Annotated in this window: 15 protein-coding genes; 8 read left to right on the top strand and 7 right to left on the bottom strand. The window is 72.0% G+C overall.

Features of this window, described 5'->3' with window-relative positions:
• Nucleotides 1-8 precede the first annotated feature (8 nt).
• Nucleotides 9-386 carry an SRPBCC family protein gene (locus tag BUB17_RS28660; protein ID WP_083606583.1) on the top strand — a complete coding sequence of 126 codons (378 nt, stop codon included), beginning with the start codon at nucleotides 9-11 and terminating at the stop codon, nucleotides 384-386.
• 536 nt (nucleotides 387-922) lie between these two features.
• On the opposite strand, the gene BUB17_RS27215 is transcribed toward BUB17_RS28660, so the two are convergent.
• Together BUB17_RS27215 and BUB17_RS24085 are read right to left on the bottom strand one after the other, a co-directional pair.
• Nucleotides 923-1,087 (bottom strand): hypothetical protein, encoded by a 165-nt coding sequence (locus tag BUB17_RS27215; RefSeq protein ID WP_175561476.1) that lies wholly within the window; start codon nucleotides 1,085-1,087, stop codon nucleotides 923-925.
• Nucleotides 1,088-1,266: 179 nt separating this feature from the next.
• Nucleotides 1,267-1,569, bottom strand: a complete 303-nt coding sequence (locus BUB17_RS24085; protein WP_244277465.1) for a toll/interleukin-1 receptor domain-containing protein — start codon at nucleotides 1,567-1,569, stop codon at nucleotides 1,267-1,269.
• A 308-nt stretch (nucleotides 1,570-1,877) separates the two neighbouring features.
• Between BUB17_RS24085 and BUB17_RS24080 the strand changes: the two genes are divergently transcribed.
• The 3 genes from BUB17_RS24080 to BUB17_RS24070 all read left to right on the top strand — a co-directional run bounded on the left by BUB17_RS24080 (nucleotide 1,878) and on the right by BUB17_RS24070 (nucleotide 3,844).
• Nucleotides 1,878-2,315 carry an SRPBCC family protein gene (locus BUB17_RS24080; RefSeq protein ID WP_072921179.1) on the top strand — a complete coding sequence of 146 codons (438 nt, stop codon included), beginning with the start codon at nucleotides 1,878-1,880 and terminating at the stop codon, nucleotides 2,313-2,315.
• Nucleotides 2,316-2,448: 133 nt separating this feature from the next.
• Nucleotides 2,449-2,955 carry a SixA phosphatase family protein gene (locus BUB17_RS24075; RefSeq protein WP_244277464.1) on the top strand — a complete coding sequence of 169 codons (507 nt, stop codon included), beginning with the start codon at nucleotides 2,449-2,451 and terminating at the stop codon, nucleotides 2,953-2,955.
• Between the two features lie 475 nt (nucleotides 2,956-3,430).
• Nucleotides 3,431-3,844, top strand: a complete 414-nt coding sequence (locus BUB17_RS24070; protein ID WP_072921178.1) for a DUF6640 family protein — start codon at nucleotides 3,431-3,433, stop codon at nucleotides 3,842-3,844.
• Nucleotides 3,845-3,894: 50 nt separating this feature from the next.
• Here the strand turns inward: BUB17_RS24070 and BUB17_RS24065 are convergent, their stop codons facing one another.
• On the bottom strand, nucleotides 3,895-4,995 hold the full coding sequence (locus BUB17_RS24065) for a YihY/virulence factor BrkB family protein (protein WP_072921186.1): 1,101 nt from the start codon (nucleotides 4,993-4,995) through the stop codon (nucleotides 3,895-3,897).
• A gap of 854 nt (nucleotides 4,996-5,849) precedes the next feature.
• Between BUB17_RS24065 and BUB17_RS24060 the strand changes: the two genes are divergently transcribed.
• Both BUB17_RS24060 and BUB17_RS24055 read left to right on the top strand, forming a co-directional pair.
• Nucleotides 5,850-6,182, top strand: a complete 333-nt coding sequence (locus tag BUB17_RS24060; protein ID WP_072921176.1) for a histone-like nucleoid-structuring protein Lsr2 — start codon at nucleotides 5,850-5,852, stop codon at nucleotides 6,180-6,182.
• A 1,171-nt stretch (nucleotides 6,183-7,353) separates the two neighbouring features.
• The gene (locus BUB17_RS24055; RefSeq protein WP_072921175.1) at nucleotides 7,354-9,180 is read left to right on the top strand and encodes a BCCT family transporter; all 1,827 of its coding nucleotides are present in this window, start codon (nucleotides 7,354-7,356) and stop codon (nucleotides 9,178-9,180) included.
• Nucleotides 9,181-9,794: 614 nt separating this feature from the next.
• On the opposite strand, the gene BUB17_RS24050 is transcribed toward BUB17_RS24055, so the two are convergent.
• Nucleotides 9,795-10,967 (bottom strand): NAD(P)/FAD-dependent oxidoreductase, encoded by a 1,173-nt coding sequence (locus tag BUB17_RS24050; RefSeq protein WP_072921173.1) that lies wholly within the window; start codon nucleotides 10,965-10,967, stop codon nucleotides 9,795-9,797.
• Nucleotides 10,964-11,284 (bottom strand): bifunctional 3-phenylpropionate/cinnamic acid dioxygenase ferredoxin subunit, encoded by a 321-nt coding sequence (locus BUB17_RS24045; protein WP_072921172.1) that lies wholly within the window; start codon nucleotides 11,282-11,284, stop codon nucleotides 10,964-10,966. The genes BUB17_RS24050 and BUB17_RS24045 overlap by 4 nt, the downstream gene beginning before the upstream one ends.
• Nucleotides 11,285-11,415: 131 nt before the next feature.
• On the opposite strand from BUB17_RS24045, the gene BUB17_RS24040 reads away from it, so the two are divergent.
• Together BUB17_RS24040 and BUB17_RS24035 are read left to right on the top strand one after the other, a co-directional pair.
• Nucleotides 11,416-12,207, top strand: coding sequence for an IclR family transcriptional regulator (locus BUB17_RS24040; RefSeq protein ID WP_072921171.1), 792 nt, complete (start codon nucleotides 11,416-11,418; stop codon nucleotides 12,205-12,207).
• Between the two features lie 433 nt (nucleotides 12,208-12,640).
• Entirely contained in the window at nucleotides 12,641-13,762 is a 1,122-nt protein-coding gene (locus tag BUB17_RS24035) for an aromatic ring-hydroxylating oxygenase subunit alpha (protein WP_072921170.1), read from the top strand.
• Between the two features lie 468 nt (nucleotides 13,763-14,230).
• Here BUB17_RS24035 and BUB17_RS24030 read toward each other — a convergent pair whose 3' ends face one another.
• Nucleotides 14,231-15,064, bottom strand: a complete 834-nt coding sequence (locus BUB17_RS24030) for a methylenetetrahydrofolate reductase (protein WP_244277463.1) — start codon at nucleotides 15,062-15,064, stop codon at nucleotides 14,231-14,233.
• An 88-nt stretch (nucleotides 15,065-15,152) separates the two neighbouring features.
• Nucleotides 15,153-15,557, bottom strand: a 405-nt coding sequence (locus BUB17_RS25760; protein ID WP_083606580.1) for an MBL fold metallo-hydrolase, incomplete at its 5' end; no start/stop codon positions are given.

Below are 15,557 nucleotides of genomic sequence, written 5' to 3'. Positions count from 1 at the left end.
TGGGCAGTGTGAGAACTTCCATCCTCGGAAGGCCTCGACGTCTATCCCGGGACCGACGCGCCAGCCCCATCTACACCCTCAACTGCGAAGAGCCCCGAATCCTCCGGCGGCCACCGGAGGTCGTGTGGGCGGTCCTTTCCGACGTGGAGTCCTGGCCGGCGTGGACGGCGTCGATCACCTCGGTACGCCCGTCAAGCCCGGACCCGTTGCAGGTTGGCTCCCGTGTCCGCATCAAGTGGCCGCGGTTGCCCGCCACGGTGTGGACCGTCTCGGATCTCGTCGAGGAGGAGCGGTTCACCTGGACCTCCACCGGCCCCGGGGTGAACACCCCGCGCGTCTCACCGCGTCGTCGGGACCGCCGGCTGGAAAGGGTCAGTCACCGATAGAGCACCTTGCCCCCGCAGTGGGAGCAGTACTCGGACGAGGCAGTTGCTATTTGGCTTCCACAACTGCAGCAGTAAGGTTCTGTGTTGTCCTGAGCATTCCCTGAACGTGCCACGCCACACACGGAGCAGTACTTGGACGTCGCGGTCGAATATTCTTCGCCGCAGCCGGGGCAGTAGCCGGGTCGTAGCGCAGTCGGGGTGTACGGACGATCGGTTCCGGGCGTGCCACATTGAGGACAGAATCTTGTGAAGCCTGATTTATGTCCACACTGGTCACAGTATGTGTGCCGTATCTCTACCATGGTGCATGGTAGCCGGACCGTCAAGAATCAGGACCCGTGGTGGTTCCTCCCGTCAGAGCACGCTGGTGGTTGTTCTCTGTGAAATTCATATTCTGCCAGGCCTGCGACGGAAACATTTTCGTGCGGCGTTCTACTCCACGACGTCAGGCCACCGTCGGCCACGCCTACCTGCGCACGACTACCCCGATCTCTGGTGACCTTGGTTGACAGCCGGGGAGGGTGACGGCATTGCGTTCAGGATTCCCCGCCCATCTCCGCATCGTCCAATTCCTGCTGCCGATGCCGGTCCTCCTCGATGTCGGCGCGCTCCTCCGCCCTCTCGGCAAGGGCCTCCGAGGTCCGCTTCGTCGTGGCTTGATGCTCGGTCCAGGTGTCGGGGGATTGCTGCTCAGTGCTCATGGTGGGGCGCCCTTACGGGGAGGTGGGGCCAGCCACCGAGACAAGGATCCGGCGGGCCCTACTGGCTGGGGTAGGTGAGGACGACGACTCTCGACGGGCCGACGATCCGCCCTGGCCCTGTTCGGGTCAAGGGAACTGACAGGTCAAGTCGGACCGTGAGGCGCGGCCGCGTGGGAACATCAGCATGAACGACGGTGACCTTGCCAATGTGACCGGAGGATGGAGGGGTCGCACGAGGGCCAGCAGGTCGAGCGCCGATGCGCCTTGCTGCACACCGCTAGCAGCCGGTCCGCGCGCTCCAGGGCCGCCTCCATCCGGGTCACGAAGTCCTCACCCGGCGCCCAGTCCCACACATCCAGCTCGACGCTGTACCCGGCGTCTTGCAGCTGCCAGGCAGCCACTCCGCCCAGCCGGTGTCCCGGCCGGCGTGACTGGTGAAGAAATCGGTCCCACGACCGCTCACGCGACAGTGCTACACCCATTACCCCTCGTACGCCGAGACCCGACGCCAGCGGACGCGAAGCCGCCTCATTGGCCGGCCGCCGGGGGGCCTGGACGGGCGCCGGCCGTCCTCAGCTGCTGCCGGTGCGGCCGGCCGTCAGCGGTGGACCATCTCGAGCAGGACGTCGGCGTAGCAGAACTGGTGCGGGGAGCACCCGCGGGCGACATATTGGCCGCCAAGAGATGTCCTTCGTCCACGCGGGGGAGCCGAGACTCGTCGGGGGAGGCGCAGCGGGCGCGACGGTGACCCGTCCTCAGCTCCCCGTTCTCACAGCACGGAGAAGCGGTCATGCGGGTAGAGGTCAGGGTCGACATCAGCGCGCCCCCGGAGGTCGTGTGGGCGGTCCTTTCCGACGTGGAGTCCTGGCCGGCGTGGACGGCGTCGATCACCTCGGTACGCCCGTTGAGCCCGGACCCGCTGCAGGTTGGCTCCCGTGTCCGCATCAAGCAGCCGCGGCTGCCCGCCACGGTGTGGACCGTCTCGGATCTCGTCGAGGGGGAGCGGTTCACCTGGACCGCCACCGGCCCCGGGGTGCACACCCGCGCGTCGCACCGCGTCGTCGGAACCGCCGAGGGGTCACGGGCGACCCTGTCCATCGACCAGGCGGGTGTCCTCGGGCGGTTGGTGGGACGTCTCTACGGCGGCCTCACGCGTCGCTACGTGGAGATGGAGGCCGCCGGCCTGAAGCAGCGGTCCGAGAACTCCGCACCGCAGACGCGGCTGTGAGCAGTGGCTCGCGTCGATCCTCGGCATCGCAGTGTCGGTGGACGCCGGACGGCCGCGCGCTGCGCCCGAGGCTCTGATGCACGGCGCCATGTCACCGGCTGAGCAACGCGCGGATGGGTGCCAGACTCGGCCGGTGCGGCCGCATCGACTTCTGCTGATCCGCCATGCCAGGGCCGCCGGCGGCCCGGTCGACCTGGAGCGGCCACTGACTGCCGAAGGCGTGCAGCAGGCCGCGGCGCTCGGGGCCTGGCTGGAGCACGCCGGTCTGGTGCCGGACCGGGTGCTGGTGTCCCCGGCCCGCCGCGCGGTACAGACCTGGGAGCACGCCGGCGCCGCACTGCCCTCGGAAGTGCAGCCGATCGGCGACGCACGGATCGGCGACAACACCGTCGATGCGCTGCTCGCGGCGATCCGGGAGACCCCGGAGGACGTGCTGTCGGTGGCCGTCGTCGGGCACAACCCGTCGATCGGTGAACTGGCGGGCGTCCTCGACGACGGTCGGAGCGACCCGGTGGCGCGACGTGGCGTCGAGTCCGGGTTCCCGGCCGGGGGTGCGGCGGTGTTCGACCTCGCCGTGCCGTTCGCCGCCGTCGGGCCGGGCGTGGCGACGCTGAGGGAGTTCAGGGTGCCCGGCGACTGAAGGGTCAGCCGCTACGTCCGCTCCGCCCATGCGGGACGAGGAAGCGCCTGGCGGAGGCGCTGCGCCGAGGGCCCGGCTACCCGCGCGGTGTGCCGCGGGCAGCATGCACCGGGCCGGAAGGTCCGGCAGAGCCGCCGAGTTCGCGGTCGGTCCAGGAGTAGCCGTCGAGCGAAGGAGTCGACGCTGACCGATCACGCCGCCCCGTCCCCCGGCGTACCGACGTTGGCTCACCGTCTCGTCGAGGAGGTGTGCGCGTCTCACCAGTCCGCATCTGCGTGCGGGTCCGCCCCGCCTCCTGGTTTCCCGGGCTGGCCGAGCCGACGCTGAGGCAGCAGGGGCGTCGCTCGTCCGCAGGGCGCGGCACCGGCAGCCGGCCCGCGTCGTCGCCCGCCCGGGATGGGCCACGATGAAGGCAGCACCGCAGGCCGCGCCGGCAGCCTCCGCCCGGGGTGGCGACGCGCAGGGAGGAGGAGCGATGAGGACGAGTCGGCTGGTGCTGACCGGCGCCGCGGTCGGCACGATCGTGGGCACGGCGCGCGCGGACCTGAACGCCACCCATGTGTTCAACCCGGACTGGCCGCCTCACGCCCGGTTCCACGACGCCGCCGGCTGGGGCACGGTCGCCGGCGCGCAACTGCTCGCTCTGTGGCTGCTGTGGCGACCGGCGTCCTCTCCCGCCGAGCGGGAGCTGGCGGTCAAGACCGCTGCGCTGCTGCCGGCGGTGGCGTGGGCGCCGTTCTTCGGCGCGCTGGCCACGCCCGGCACCGCGGTCGAGGACGAGCCCGGGCACCTGCCGCGCGTGGCCGGCGTGCCGCTCAACCTGGTCCCCGCGACCCTCGTGCCGGCCGTTTCCGCCCTCGGCTACCTGCTGCACCGCCGCGGGCTGTAGCGCATCCGGCGTCGCCTGCAGGGCGCGGCCCAGTCGGCGCCCGCTCGCCCTCAGGACTGAGCTGTCCGGTCCTGCTGCCGCGACCGTGCCGGACGTTCGACCGTGTAGGCGAGCTGCTCGAGCACCGAGGCGGCGGCCTCCGGGTGCTCCCGCACGATTCGCCGCAGCTGCGGTGTCCCCGGGCCGGACTTCTCGAGCCGGCGCCGGCGGTCACGAAGCGGCACCGGCCACAGCCGCTGGACGGCGGCGTTCAGGTGCGCGCCCAGGATGATGGCGAACGCGATGAAGAAGGTGGCCAGCAGGAACGCGATGGGCGCCGCCAGCGCGCCGTAGGTGTAGCCGGTTGCAGTCAACCAGTCGAGGTAGACCCGCAGTCCGGTCGACCCGGCGAGGAAGACCACCGCCGCGAGCAGCGCCCCGGGCAGCCCGCGGTACCACGGCGGCTTGAGCGGCAGCGCCACCTTGTACAGCGTCGTGAGCGCCAGCAACAGAACGAGGCCGATCACCGGGTAGTAGAGCGTGTCGACGAGCATGCCTACCGCGGGCTCGGAGAAGTCGGGCAGCAGGGGCAGTATCCGCTCCGGCCCGAACGCGAGCAGCGGCAGGGCGATGATCCCGGTGCCCAGGCCGACGACGTACATGAGCATCGACAGGGCCCGTTGCCAGATGAGGTTGCGCACCTCGTACTGGTCCCATGCCCGGGTGATGGCGTCGACGAAGGAGGCCATGGCCGACGATCCTGACCACAGCGAGAGGACGAACCCGACCGAGACGACCTCCGCACGTGCCGTGCTGAGGATGTCGGTCACGGTCGGGGCGATGATCTCGTCGAGGGCGTTGCGGCTGAACACCCCGCCGGTGACCTCGATGATCCACTGCTGGACCGCCGCGACCGTGTCGGGTCCAAATGCCCCACCGACGTAGCCCAGAACCCCGAAGAGTCCCAGCAGCAGGGGTGGCAGCGACAGCGTCTGCCAGAACGCGGCGGCCGCCGACTCGCTGAAGATGTCGTCGTCCCAGGCGTTGCCCAGCGTGCGCCCGAGCAGCCGGCGCCAGGCGCCCCGCCGCCGAGCGGTCGCGGCAGGGGTGCGCGGAGCGGGGACGCCGTCCGTGGTGCGGGCAGCCGCCCGATCGCTGCCCAGGCCCGTCATCGGCCGAGCATGCACCGTCGCGCCCGCTGTGTGGAAGTCGACCGCGACGCTGCCGAAGTGCTGCAACGGGACGACGGCTGTCGCGGCGGCCTGGCGGGCCCGTGACCATCGATGCGTGCTGTGGCCCCTTCCATGTGCACACAGCGATCCGCTGCTGCGGCCCGGTGCCCGGTACTCGCCCGTCGAGCGGGCGCCCCGCCGAGACCCTGCTGCGCACGCTTTCACCGACAGGGCGTCTCGGTCGGTCGAGTAGGAACTCTGGTCAGCAGCTCGCCGGCGTGGCGGCAGTTGTGGTTGCGATCGACCTTGTTCGCCGTGATTCGCGCACGGCCGTCACTGACCGCAGGAACTGCTCAGAGGGGTCACGGAACGGGGGTGGACCGCCACGGACGCAATCCTGACGGCCTGGCAGTGTGGGAGCCAGCGTCATGCGCTCCGCACACCACGGGGAGGTCCGTCAGCCTTCGGTGTCCCAGGGGGATTCCGGCCCCACTTCCGCGCCGCCCCGGGGCTGGAAAGGGATGTCCCAGCCGACCAGTCCGTTGGGTCGTCGATGTCCGGAACATGGTGCAGGCGCGTGCCACGACGACTTCCGGGGAGAGGTGACAGGCCGGCCCCGGGGCAACCCACGGCGACTGAGGACGCGGCGGCGAACCCGCATGGGCCGTCAGTCCACGCCAGTGAGCGACAACCGCGATCGGCGTGCGCCTGCCAGGTCATGAGCCGTCGCCTTTTCAGGCCGACCGTTGCGCACCTCCGTTGACGACGAACGTCGCCGAGGTCTGCTCCCTCCCACCCCTTGCGGGGGTCCCATTCGGTTGACAACCCTTCTGCGCCTTTGATGTCTTTGCTCCATGGCTACCAAGACCCAGGTCGTCCTGGTCGATGACCTCACCGGCGACCCGGCCGACACGACCGTGGAGTTCGCTCTGGACAAGACCGAGTACGAGATCGACCTTTCTGATGAGAACGCAGCAGAGATGCGGGAAGGACTTTCTCGGTACGTTGACGCTGCGCGGAAGGTGACCGGCGGTGGACGCCGGAGCGCGCAAACGGCGAAGCCCGCCTACGCCGGATACGACCCGGCCGCGGTGCGCGCATGGGCGGCCGGGCAAGGCATCGAGGTCAACGCCCGCGGGCGCATCAAGGCAGACGTCGTGGAGCAGTTCCGGGCCGCCGGCAACTGAGCCCGCTGCCTCCGACCGACGGGGTGCCGACGGGTAGGCCGAGGACCATCGCCCGGATCGCCCGCATCGGCTCGACTCCAGTGCCCGCCCCGCCGCCCCTGGGAGATGAGCGGCATTCGCCGCCCCGGGGCATGAGGGGTGTCGGCTCGGGGACTCGTAGGTCTGCAGCAGCTGCCGGACGGCTGTGGCGTCGTCATCGCGGCGGAAGCAAGAAAGCGGTCCGAGCTCGGAGCGCGGCCCCTCGGGACTGCCCAGCACGGTGTTCGGCAACGTGCGGAGACAGGCGATGCTCCTGTCGACGTCGAGCGGCTCAGACGAGGGAGTTGGCCGGCAGCGGGCTGATTCCCACCGGATGCGCCGAGCGGCGGCCCGGCCCTGCTCGAGGTCTTCGCGCAGATTGGGTACGCGGTCGACCGCAGCAGGTCCTCCCCGCTGCGGGACCCCTGGTAGGTGCCACTCCGTCGACCCGGCTCCGGTCGTTCTCCAGGTGGAGAAGTCGCTCGTCGGCGCGGTTCTTGGCCCGCCCGGCCTCCGCGAGCTCCTTCGACGTCCGGGCCGGCAAGTCCGCGCGATCCTGCCCCAACCGAGCTGGAGCCTGACCGGCGAGGAACTGGAGCCTCGATACAGGGAGCCCGGGCACACCGGGGACGGTCGACAGCGCCTGCGCGAGGTGGACGCCGCGAGGAGACCCGGTCACCGTCCTGACCTCTCTGCCGTGTTCCTCTCCTGGCGGCGCGCAGGACCGTGGCGGCCAGGCCAGCGGATCCCCAGGGGGAGGAGCCCAGTTCGCGGTGGTGGAGGCGACCAGCCCCTCGTCGTCCGTTCAGCGGATGACGACCACGGTCCACCGGAGTCGTCGGCCCTGAGGTGTGTTCGGCGCTGCCGGTGACCGGCCGTCTGCCTCGTTCCGCTCTGTGACGGTGGTCGTGTCAGGGCGAGACTGTGCGGAGAATCACGGAGGACTCTTGTCCTAGGCCAAGCCCTCTGGTTCCCTCATGCGAAGTCCGTCTCAGATGACGCAACACGATAGGGGAGTGTCATGGAGCAACGGCGCAGCAAGCACGGCTCGCCCTCCCGCCAACCCGGCCCGTCGGACGCCGTCGGGGCTGACCCGACGCCCGTCGGTGCGGCCCCGGGAGGCGAGAGACCGGTCCGCACCGCGGATGTGTCCGTGACCGGGACACACCCGGCCATCGCGGAACCGCCCCCCTGCGTCGCCGACCGGCACTGGGCCGTGGACCGGGTGCTGTTCGCCGTCGCCGCGGTCATGGCGCTGGGCTTCGTGGTCTGGGGCTTCGTGACTCCCACGGGCCTGGGCACCGTGAGTGGTTCGGTCCTCGGCTGGGTCACCGGCAATCTCGGCTGGCTGTTCGTACTGCTGGCGTCGACGTTGGTGATCTTCGTCATCTGGCTGGCGGCCGGCAAGTACGGGCGCATTCCGCTGGGTCGGGACGACGAGCGGCCGGAGTTCCGCACCATCTCGTGGATCGCGATGATGTTCAGCGCCGGTATGGGCATCGGGCTGATGTTCTACGGGGTCGCCGAGCCGCTGTCGCACTACGCCTCCCCACCGCCGCTGACGGTCGAGGCCGAGTCCTCCCAGGCCATCGAGACGGCGATGGCGACCACGCTGTTCCACTGGACGCTGCACCCGTGGGCGATGTACGCCGTCGTCGGGCTGGCGATCGCCTACGGCACCTTCCGGCGGGGCCGCCGTCAGCTGATCAGCTCCGTCTTCGTCCCCCTGCTCGGCGAGCGGCGGGCCGCCGGCCCGGCCGGCCGGGTCATCGACGTCCTGGCCATCTTCGCGACGCTGTTCGGATCGGCGGCCTCCCTCGGCCTGGGTGCCCTGCAGATCGGCAGCGGGGTCGAGATCCTCGGCTGGGCGGGGAACGTCGGCAACGGCGTCCTGGTCGCGATCATCGCGATCCTGACCGCCGCGTTCGTCGCCTCGGCCGTCTCCGGCATCGAGCGTGGGATCCAGTGGCTGTCCAACACCAACATGGTCCTGGCTCTGCTGCTCGCGGTGTTCGTCTTCCTCGTCGGCCCGACGATCTTCATCCTCAACCTGCTGCCCGACGCGTTGGGCAGCTACTTCTCCGACCTCGGTGAGATGGCCGCGCGCACGGAGGCGACCGGAGGCGACCCGATGGCCACCTGGCTGCGTGGCTGGACGGTCTTCTACTGGGCCTGGTGGATCAGCTGGACGCCGTTCGTCGGCCTGTTCATCGCCCGGATCAGCCGCGGCCGGACCATCCGCCAGTTCGTCACGGGCGTACTGCTCGTCCCCAGCCTGGTCAGTCTGCTGTGGTTCGCCGTGTTCGGCGGCGCCGGGATCGCCGCGCAGCGCGACGGCCTCGACGTCGCCGGCCAGGGCACCACGGAGGGGCAGCTCTTCGCCGTCCTGGACCAGTACCCTCTGGCCACCGCCGCGACCGTGCTCGTGATGGTCCTCGTGGCGATCTTCTTCGTGTCCGGTGCGGACGCGGCCTCGATCGTCATGGGGTCGCTCTCGCAGCGCGGCACCCTGGAGCCCAGCCGTTGGGTCGTCGTCTTCTGGGGCGTGGTGATGGGCTCCGTCGCGGCCATCATGCTGCTCCTGGGTGAGGAGGGTGCGGCCCTGACGGGGCTGCAGAACCTGACGATCATCGCGGCACTGCCGTTCGCGCTGGTCATGACGGCGATGGCCGTGAGCCTGGTCAAGGACCTCCGCCGCGACCCGCTCGTCCTGCGCGGCAACTACGCCGCCCTGGCGATCGAGCAGGCCGTCGTCGACGGCATCACCCGCCACGGCGACGACTTCGTCCTCGTCGTGGAGAGGACCCCGAGCCCGGCGTCACCAGACGCCGCGCTGGAGCGGCTGTCCCCGGAGGCGGGTGGTCAGCCGTCGGTCAGCCCCAACGGCAACTTCGTGGTGCCGGAGGGGACCGGGGCCGTCCCTGCGCAGAGCCCGTCCAGGGCGGAGGTGCTCGGCCGCCCGCGGGACCCGCGCGACTGAGTGGACCCCCTGCCCCGCTCTCAGGTTCGCGGCGGGGACCTGCAGGGGCCGGCCGGCGGGGAGAGCCCTCCCGGCACCGGAGCTGCTGTCTGCGGCTCCCGGTGCCGGGAGGCTCCGCCGTGTCCCGGGGCTGTGCACGTACCCGGGCCCGGTGGGGCCGGCGCGGCCAGGTCGTGGCGCCGCGCGGTGTGCGACGCGGTCAGCCGTCCCGAGGGAGCGCCCGCGAGCTGTCCATCGTCCGGACGGCGCGGGTCCCGACGGCGGGTCCCCGGGAGGCCGCGGGGCCGGCCAGGTGCACCTGAGGGCGACGCCGCGCCGCGTGTGCCGCGTCGAAGACGCCGGACGTCCCGGGCCGGCTCGGGCGCGGACACCGCGGCCCCGGGGCCTCGGGTCGTCGGCCGGTCGCTCGCCCGTGGCCGGCGGCGCAGGGGAGCGGCCACTCCCGTGGACGCCGTCCCGGGGAGCACGGCGAGCCCTGCCCGCGCACGTCTCGCCGTGGCGGGCAGGGCTCGGTGGCCGGGGCCGGCTGGGTGGGTGCACGGACCGCCGTCAGCAGGGCGACGGCGGTCCGGGGTCGGGAACCGGGGCGCTGGGCGGTCGGGCCCGGTCGGCGGTCAGGAGGCGGTCGGCACGGCTGCGCGCAGCTGCCGGCGCCAGCGGGTGAACAGCCGGGGCTGGTTCATGCCGAGGACGGCGACGGGCTGTCCGTCGCGCTCGTAGACCACCAGGAAACTGCGGTCGTCGCAGCTGCCCTCCACCACGCGGGCGACGTCGCCCTCGCGGCGCGACCCCGCGAACTGGATGCGGGCCCCGTACTGGTCGGACCAGAAGTAGGGCACGGGCGTCGGCACCGGGCCCCCGGCGCCCAGGAGGGTGGCGACCGCGGTGGCCGGCTGCTCGAGCGCGTTGGTCCAGTGCTCGATGCGGACGTGCCGCTCGGCAGTGGCCGACCACGCCGCGGCGCAGTCGCCGACCGCGACCACGCCCGGGGTGTTGGTGGCGCCGCGCGCGTCGGTGAGGACGCCGTTGCCGAGGGCCACGCCGGAGTGGGCGAGCCACTCGATGTTCGGTGTGGCGCCGATCCCCACGACCACCACGTCGGCGGGCAGCCGCGTGCCGTCGGTGAGCTCGACGGCCTCGACCCGGCCGGTGCCGAGGAGCCGGGCGACCCCGGTACCGGTCAGCAGCCGGGTGCCGTGGTCGGCGTGCAACCCGGCGCAGACCGCGCCCATGTCGGCACCCAGCGGGCCGGCGAGCGGGACGGGCTGGGTCTCGACGACGGTGACCTCCAGCCCCAGCTTGCGGGCCGTGGCGGCGACCTCCGCCCCGATGAAGCCGGCGCCGATCACCACGAGACGTCCGGCGGCGGCCAGGTCCTCCCGCAGCGCGATCGCGTCGTCCAGCGACCGCAGCACGTGCACGCCGTCGAGGCCCTCGCTGCCGGGGAGGCGCCGGGCGCGGGCGCCCGTGGCGAGCACGACGCCGTCGGCCCGGACCTCGGTGCCGTCGTGCAGCAGCACCGTGCGGCTGAGGTGGTCCAGCCCGACCGCGGTGGTCTGCAGCCGCCACTCGAGGCCGAGGTCCTCGTCGTCGGGCGCGCCCAGGGCGATGTCCTCCGGCGAGGCCGTGCCGGCCAGGAACTCCTTGGACAGGGGCGGGCGGTCGTAGGGGGCGTGCACCTCGTCGCCGATGACGACGATGCGGCCGTCGTAGGACTGGTCGCGGAGCGCGCGCGCAGCGGAGAGGCCGGCCAGGGAGGCCCCGACCACGGCGATCGTGGAGCTCACGCGATGCCGTCCGCGGTGGTCCCCGCCTGCACGTAGACCATGCCGTCCTGGACGACGACCTGGTGCGTGCGGACCGGTGTCTTGGCCGGCGGGCCGGAGACCTTGCCGGTCCGCAGGTCGAAGCACGAGGCGTGCAGGGGGCACTCCACCGTGCAGCCGTCGAGCCAGCCGTCGGCCAGCGAGGCGTCCTGGTGGGTGCACGTGTCGTCGATCGCGTAGAACTCGCCGTCGACGTTGAAGACCGCGATGGGCTCGTCGGCCTCGACGCGGGTCGCCTCGCCGGGCGGCAGCGCGGTCGTGGGGCAGACCGGGATCATGAACGCTCCTGGCTGACTGGCGTTGCGTCTTCCGCAACGATGTGCCGATAGCGCAACAAGCATGACCGGGCGGCGTGGTGGCGTCAAGAGGTACGGCTCGACCCGCGGGGTCGGCGACCTACGCTGGGGTCATGAGTGGGCCGCAGGGTGGGAACGGGGAGCGGAGCTCGGTCGCTGCGGTCCAGTCCGTGGACCGGGCGCTGAGCGTCCTCGAGATCCTCGCGGCACAAGGGGAGGCCGGCGTCACGGAGGTGGCCGCCGAGCTGGGCGTGCACAAGTCCACGGCCTTCCGGCTGGTCGCCGTGCTGGAGAGCCGGGGCTTCGTCGAGCAGCTGGCCGACCGGGGCAAGTACCGGCTGGGCTTCGGGGTCGTGCGCCTGGCCGGTGCCGCCGCCGCGCAGCTGGACATCGCCCGGGAGGGGCGCCGGGTCTGCGAGGCGCTGGCCGCCGATCTGGAGGAGACGGTCAACATCGCCATCCTCGACAGCGACCGCGCGGTGAACGTCAGCCAGGCCCGCGGACCGGCGGCGCTCAGCACGCACAACTGGGTCGGACAGAGCACCCCCCTGCACGCCACCTCGAGCGGCAAGGTGCTCCTGGCCCACGCGCCCGACGCCGTCCGCAAGGGCGTGCTCTCCCACGACCTGCCGCGCTTCACCGCCGCGACGATCACCGATCCCGAGGTGCTGCAGCAGCACCTCGACCTGATCGTCGAACAGGGCTGGGGTGCCACCGCCGAGGAGTACGAGGTGGGGCTCAGCGCCGTCGCCGCCCCCGTCCGGGGCGCCGACGGGGACGTGGTGGCGGCGCTCAGCGTCTCCGGGCCGTCGTTCCGCATGGGGGTGGAGGACTTCCCGAGGCTCGCCCGGCAGGTGGTGTCGGCCGCCGAGGAGATGAGCCGGCGGCTGGGCTTCTTCGGCTGACCCGCTGACCCGCTGACCCGCTGACCCCTGCCGACCCGGCGGGCGTCCTGCCGGTGGTCGGCCCGGCGCCGGCCTCACTACGCCTCCTTCCTTCGCGGCCTCCCTCCTTCGCGTTGCGTGCGCACAGCGCGAACGGGACGGCGTCGGAAGCGCGCTACGTGCACACGTCGTCACGTCGTCCGCGCCGCCCGCGCCACTGCGTGGTTGCGGTGCAGGTCGCGACGGTGTCCCGCCCGGGCCGGCGCTCCTCCCCGCAGCGGGGAAGGTGTGGACGCGCCAACTGTTGCGTAGAGCGCGACGCGCTGTGTAATGTGCAACACCTCGGTCGTCCTGAGCTGGCTGGCAGATGACGACCGTCGTCGACACAGAGCTGCGTTGCCCGACTCCCGGCCTGTCCCTGTCCAGCGCCGGATGGAACCCCCCGAGGTGCCGTATGACCACCACCGACCTGCCCGCGAGCCTCATCTCCACGCTGCCGGGCCAGTACTACACAGACCCGGCCATCTTCGCCCTCGAGCAGACCCGGGTCTTCGAGACCATGTGGTTCTGCGCGGTGCGGTCGGCCGACCTGCCGACCCCCGGCAAGTTCCGGAAGGTCCAGGTCGGCCGGGAGAGCGTGCTGGTCGTCCGCGGCCGCGACGGTCAGCTGCGGGCCTTCCTCAACATCTGCCGGCACCGCGGCGCGCAGATCTGCACCGAGGACTCCGGTGAGGTCAAGCGGGCCTTCCAGTGCCCGTACCACGCCTGGACCTACGACCTCTCGGGCAAGCTGGTCGCGGCCCCCAACCTGACCAAGATGCCCGACATCGACCGCGTGCAGTACGGCCTGGTGCCGGTGCACCTGCGGGAGTGGCTCGGGTACGCCTGGGTCTCCCTGGCCGATGAGCCCCCGTCCTTCGAGGACGACGTCATGGGCACCATCGCCGACCGCCTCGGGAGCCTGGACTCCATCGACAACTACGAGCTGGACTCGCTCACGGTGGGCCGCCGCATCACCTACGACGTGCAGGCCAACTGGAAGCTCATCATCGAGAACTTCATGGAGTGCTACCACTGCGCGACGATCCACCCCGAGCTCACCGAGGTGCTCCCGGAGTTCGCCGACGGCTACGCCGCGCAGTTCTTCGTCGGGCACGGCGCGGAGTTCGGTGAGGACGTCCAGGGTTTCACCGTCGACGGCAGCGAGGGCTTCGGCAAGCTCCCCGGCGTCGACGAGGACCACGACCGCCGCTACTACGCCATCACCGTCCGGCCGACGGTCTTCGTCAACCTGGTGCCCGACCACGTGATCTTCCACCGCATGTTCCCGGTGTCGGTCGACCGGACGATCGTGGAGTGCGACTGGCTGTACACCCGTGACGTGGTGGAGTCGGGAAGGGACGTGTCCCGGTCGGTGGAGCTGTTCCACCGGGTCAACGAGCAGGACTTCGCGGCCTGCGAGCGGACCCAGCCGGCCATGTCCTCCCGGGCCTACGCGAACGGCGGTGTCCTCGTCCCGTCCGAGCACCACATCGGCGAGTTCCACCACTGGCTGACCCAGCGCCTGTCGGACTGAAGCAGGACCACCGCGCGGGGCCGGGAGGACGCGTCCTCCCTGCCCCGCGGTCGCGCGGTGGGACGAGACCGGGCCGAGCAGGTCGCACGGCGACGTAGCAGCCGCCGGCAGGGACGACCGGGCCGTGGCGCGCGATTCGTTCGAGGTGCAGCGGAGCGGTCCGCCGTTCGACGGCCTCGACGAACGGCAGCCGGTACACCAGCCGGTGGGCGACGACGTCGGCCGGCGTCCGTGGCTGCGCAGCGTCTCGTCCCTGCGGTCGACCACCGCGGTGTCTTCGGCGAGCAGTCCACCGCGCCGGCCGACCCCGAGGTACGGGTCGACCAGGAGGACGGTGCCCTCCGTCCCGCTGAGCAGCGACGAGTTGGCGGCCGGGTGGCGCCCGCCCTCCGCCGGGGCGAGGAGCGGAACCGCCCCGTCCTGCGGATCGAGCCCGCCGGGTGCCGTCCTCTCCGGCTGCCCACCCCGCTACTGCGTGCCCGTGTCGGACAGCCGGGCCAGCCACTCCCGCCGCCACGCCTCCGTCCGCGCCACCTCGTTGAACGTGAAGAAGTGGAAGCCCTGCAGGTGGTGCTCGGGCCGGTCGAGGGTGGGTGCGAGGCCGTCCACGAGGCGGTCCGGCCGGTAGCCGTGGGGCAGGAAGAAGCGCCAGAACATGCTCTGCTGCTTCGCCAGGAACCGGGCGGACTGGCCGAGCCCGAGCCCGGCCGAGATCCGCACCAGCTTCTGCCGCGTCACCGCGCCGGGGAGACCCACCCGGATCGGCAGGTCGACCCCCCGCAGCCTGACCTGTCGTGCCCAGGCGGCCGTCGTCGCGGCGGAGAAGCACAGCTGCGTGATCACGTGCGTCGCGTGCGGGGCCTTCCGCTCCAGGGCGCGTTCGATGAGCTCCGGGTCGATGTGCCCGTGCCCCTCGGGATAGCCGCCGATCCCCACGGTCTCGAAGTGGGAACCCGTGGTCTGCAGCGCCTCGAGCAGGCTCAGCGCGTCGGGGAACGTCCCCGCGGGCTCGGCGGCGTCGCCCCCGACGACGAAGACGCCGGACACCCCGGCGGCGCGCAGGCGGGCGACGACGTCGGCCAGGTGGGCCGGGTCCCGGACGAGCCGGGCGGCCAGGTGCGGCGTCGCGGTGAACCCGTGCCCGGCCAGCCGCTCCGCCAGCTCGAGCGTGGGTGCCAGGCCCTTGGCCTCGGTCACCGTCACGGTGAGCGGCACAGCGCGGGGGACGTGCTCGACGACCGACTCCTCGGCGCCCCGCAGCGGCAGGACCTCGTAGCTGGCCGCTCTCAGCGCCCGTTCCAACGCGGTGCGGGCGCTCCGCCGCGTCGGCGGCTGGTCAGCCGGGGGTGGTGGCCCCGCCCTCGTCGGTGCGCGGGTCCCGCCGGGGCGCTCAACGGACACCGGGCACCTCCGCGGCGATGGTCGTGTCGTCGCCGTGGCCGGTTCGCACGACGGTGTCGCCGTGCAGGGACAGCAGCTTGGACCGGATGGAGTTCACGATCGTCGGCTTGTCGCTGTAGGAGCGCCCGGTGGCGCCGGGGCCGCCGTGGAACAGGGTGTCGCCGGTGAAGACGGTGGCCAGGTCGGGGGCGTGCAGGCAGGTGCTGCCCGGCGAGTGACCCGGGGTGTGCAGCGCGGTGAGTGTGGTGCCGGCGACGCGGAACTCGGTGCCCTCGGCGAGGTCGGAGTCGGGGGCGGTGTCGGGGTGGATCGCGTCCCACAGCATCCGGTCGGCGGGGTGGAGCCAGATCGGCGCGCCGGTGGCCTGGCGCAGGTCGACGGCGGCGGTGATGTG

This window comes from Geodermatophilus obscurus, from assembly GCF_900143215.1.
Classification (GTDB): Bacteria; Actinomycetota; Actinomycetes; order Mycobacteriales; family Geodermatophilaceae; genus Geodermatophilus; species Geodermatophilus obscurus_A.
Note: the sequence above shows the minus strand (reverse complement) of the source record. Positions and strands in the feature narration are given on the sequence as shown.

Coding starts and splice junctions, on each gene's coding strand:
- BUB17_RS27215 (WP_175561476.1), bottom strand. CDS start 1,087: ATGAGCACTGAGCAGCAATCCCCCGACACCTGGACCGAGCATCAAGCC.
- BUB17_RS24085 (WP_244277465.1), bottom strand. CDS start 1,569: ATGGGTGTAGCACTGTCGCGTGAGCGGTCGTGGGACCGATTTCTTCAC.
- BUB17_RS24080 (WP_072921179.1), top strand. CDS start 1,878: ATGCGGGTAGAGGTCAGGGTCGACATCAGCGCGCCCCCGGAGGTCGTG.
- BUB17_RS24070 (WP_072921178.1), top strand. CDS start 3,431: ATGAGGACGAGTCGGCTGGTGCTGACCGGCGCCGCGGTCGGCACGATC.
- BUB17_RS24065 (WP_072921186.1), bottom strand. CDS start 4,995: ATGACGGGCCTGGGCAGCGATCGGGCGGCTGCCCGCACCACGGACGGC.
- BUB17_RS24060 (WP_072921176.1), top strand. CDS start 5,850: ATGGCTACCAAGACCCAGGTCGTCCTGGTCGATGACCTCACCGGCGAC.
- BUB17_RS24045 (WP_072921172.1), bottom strand. CDS start 11,284: ATGATCCCGGTCTGCCCCACGACCGCGCTGCCGCCCGGCGAGGCGACC.
- BUB17_RS24040 (WP_072921171.1), top strand. CDS start 11,416: ATGAGTGGGCCGCAGGGTGGGAACGGGGAGCGGAGCTCGGTCGCTGCG.
- BUB17_RS24035 (WP_072921170.1), top strand. CDS start 12,641: ATGACCACCACCGACCTGCCCGCGAGCCTCATCTCCACGCTGCCGGGC.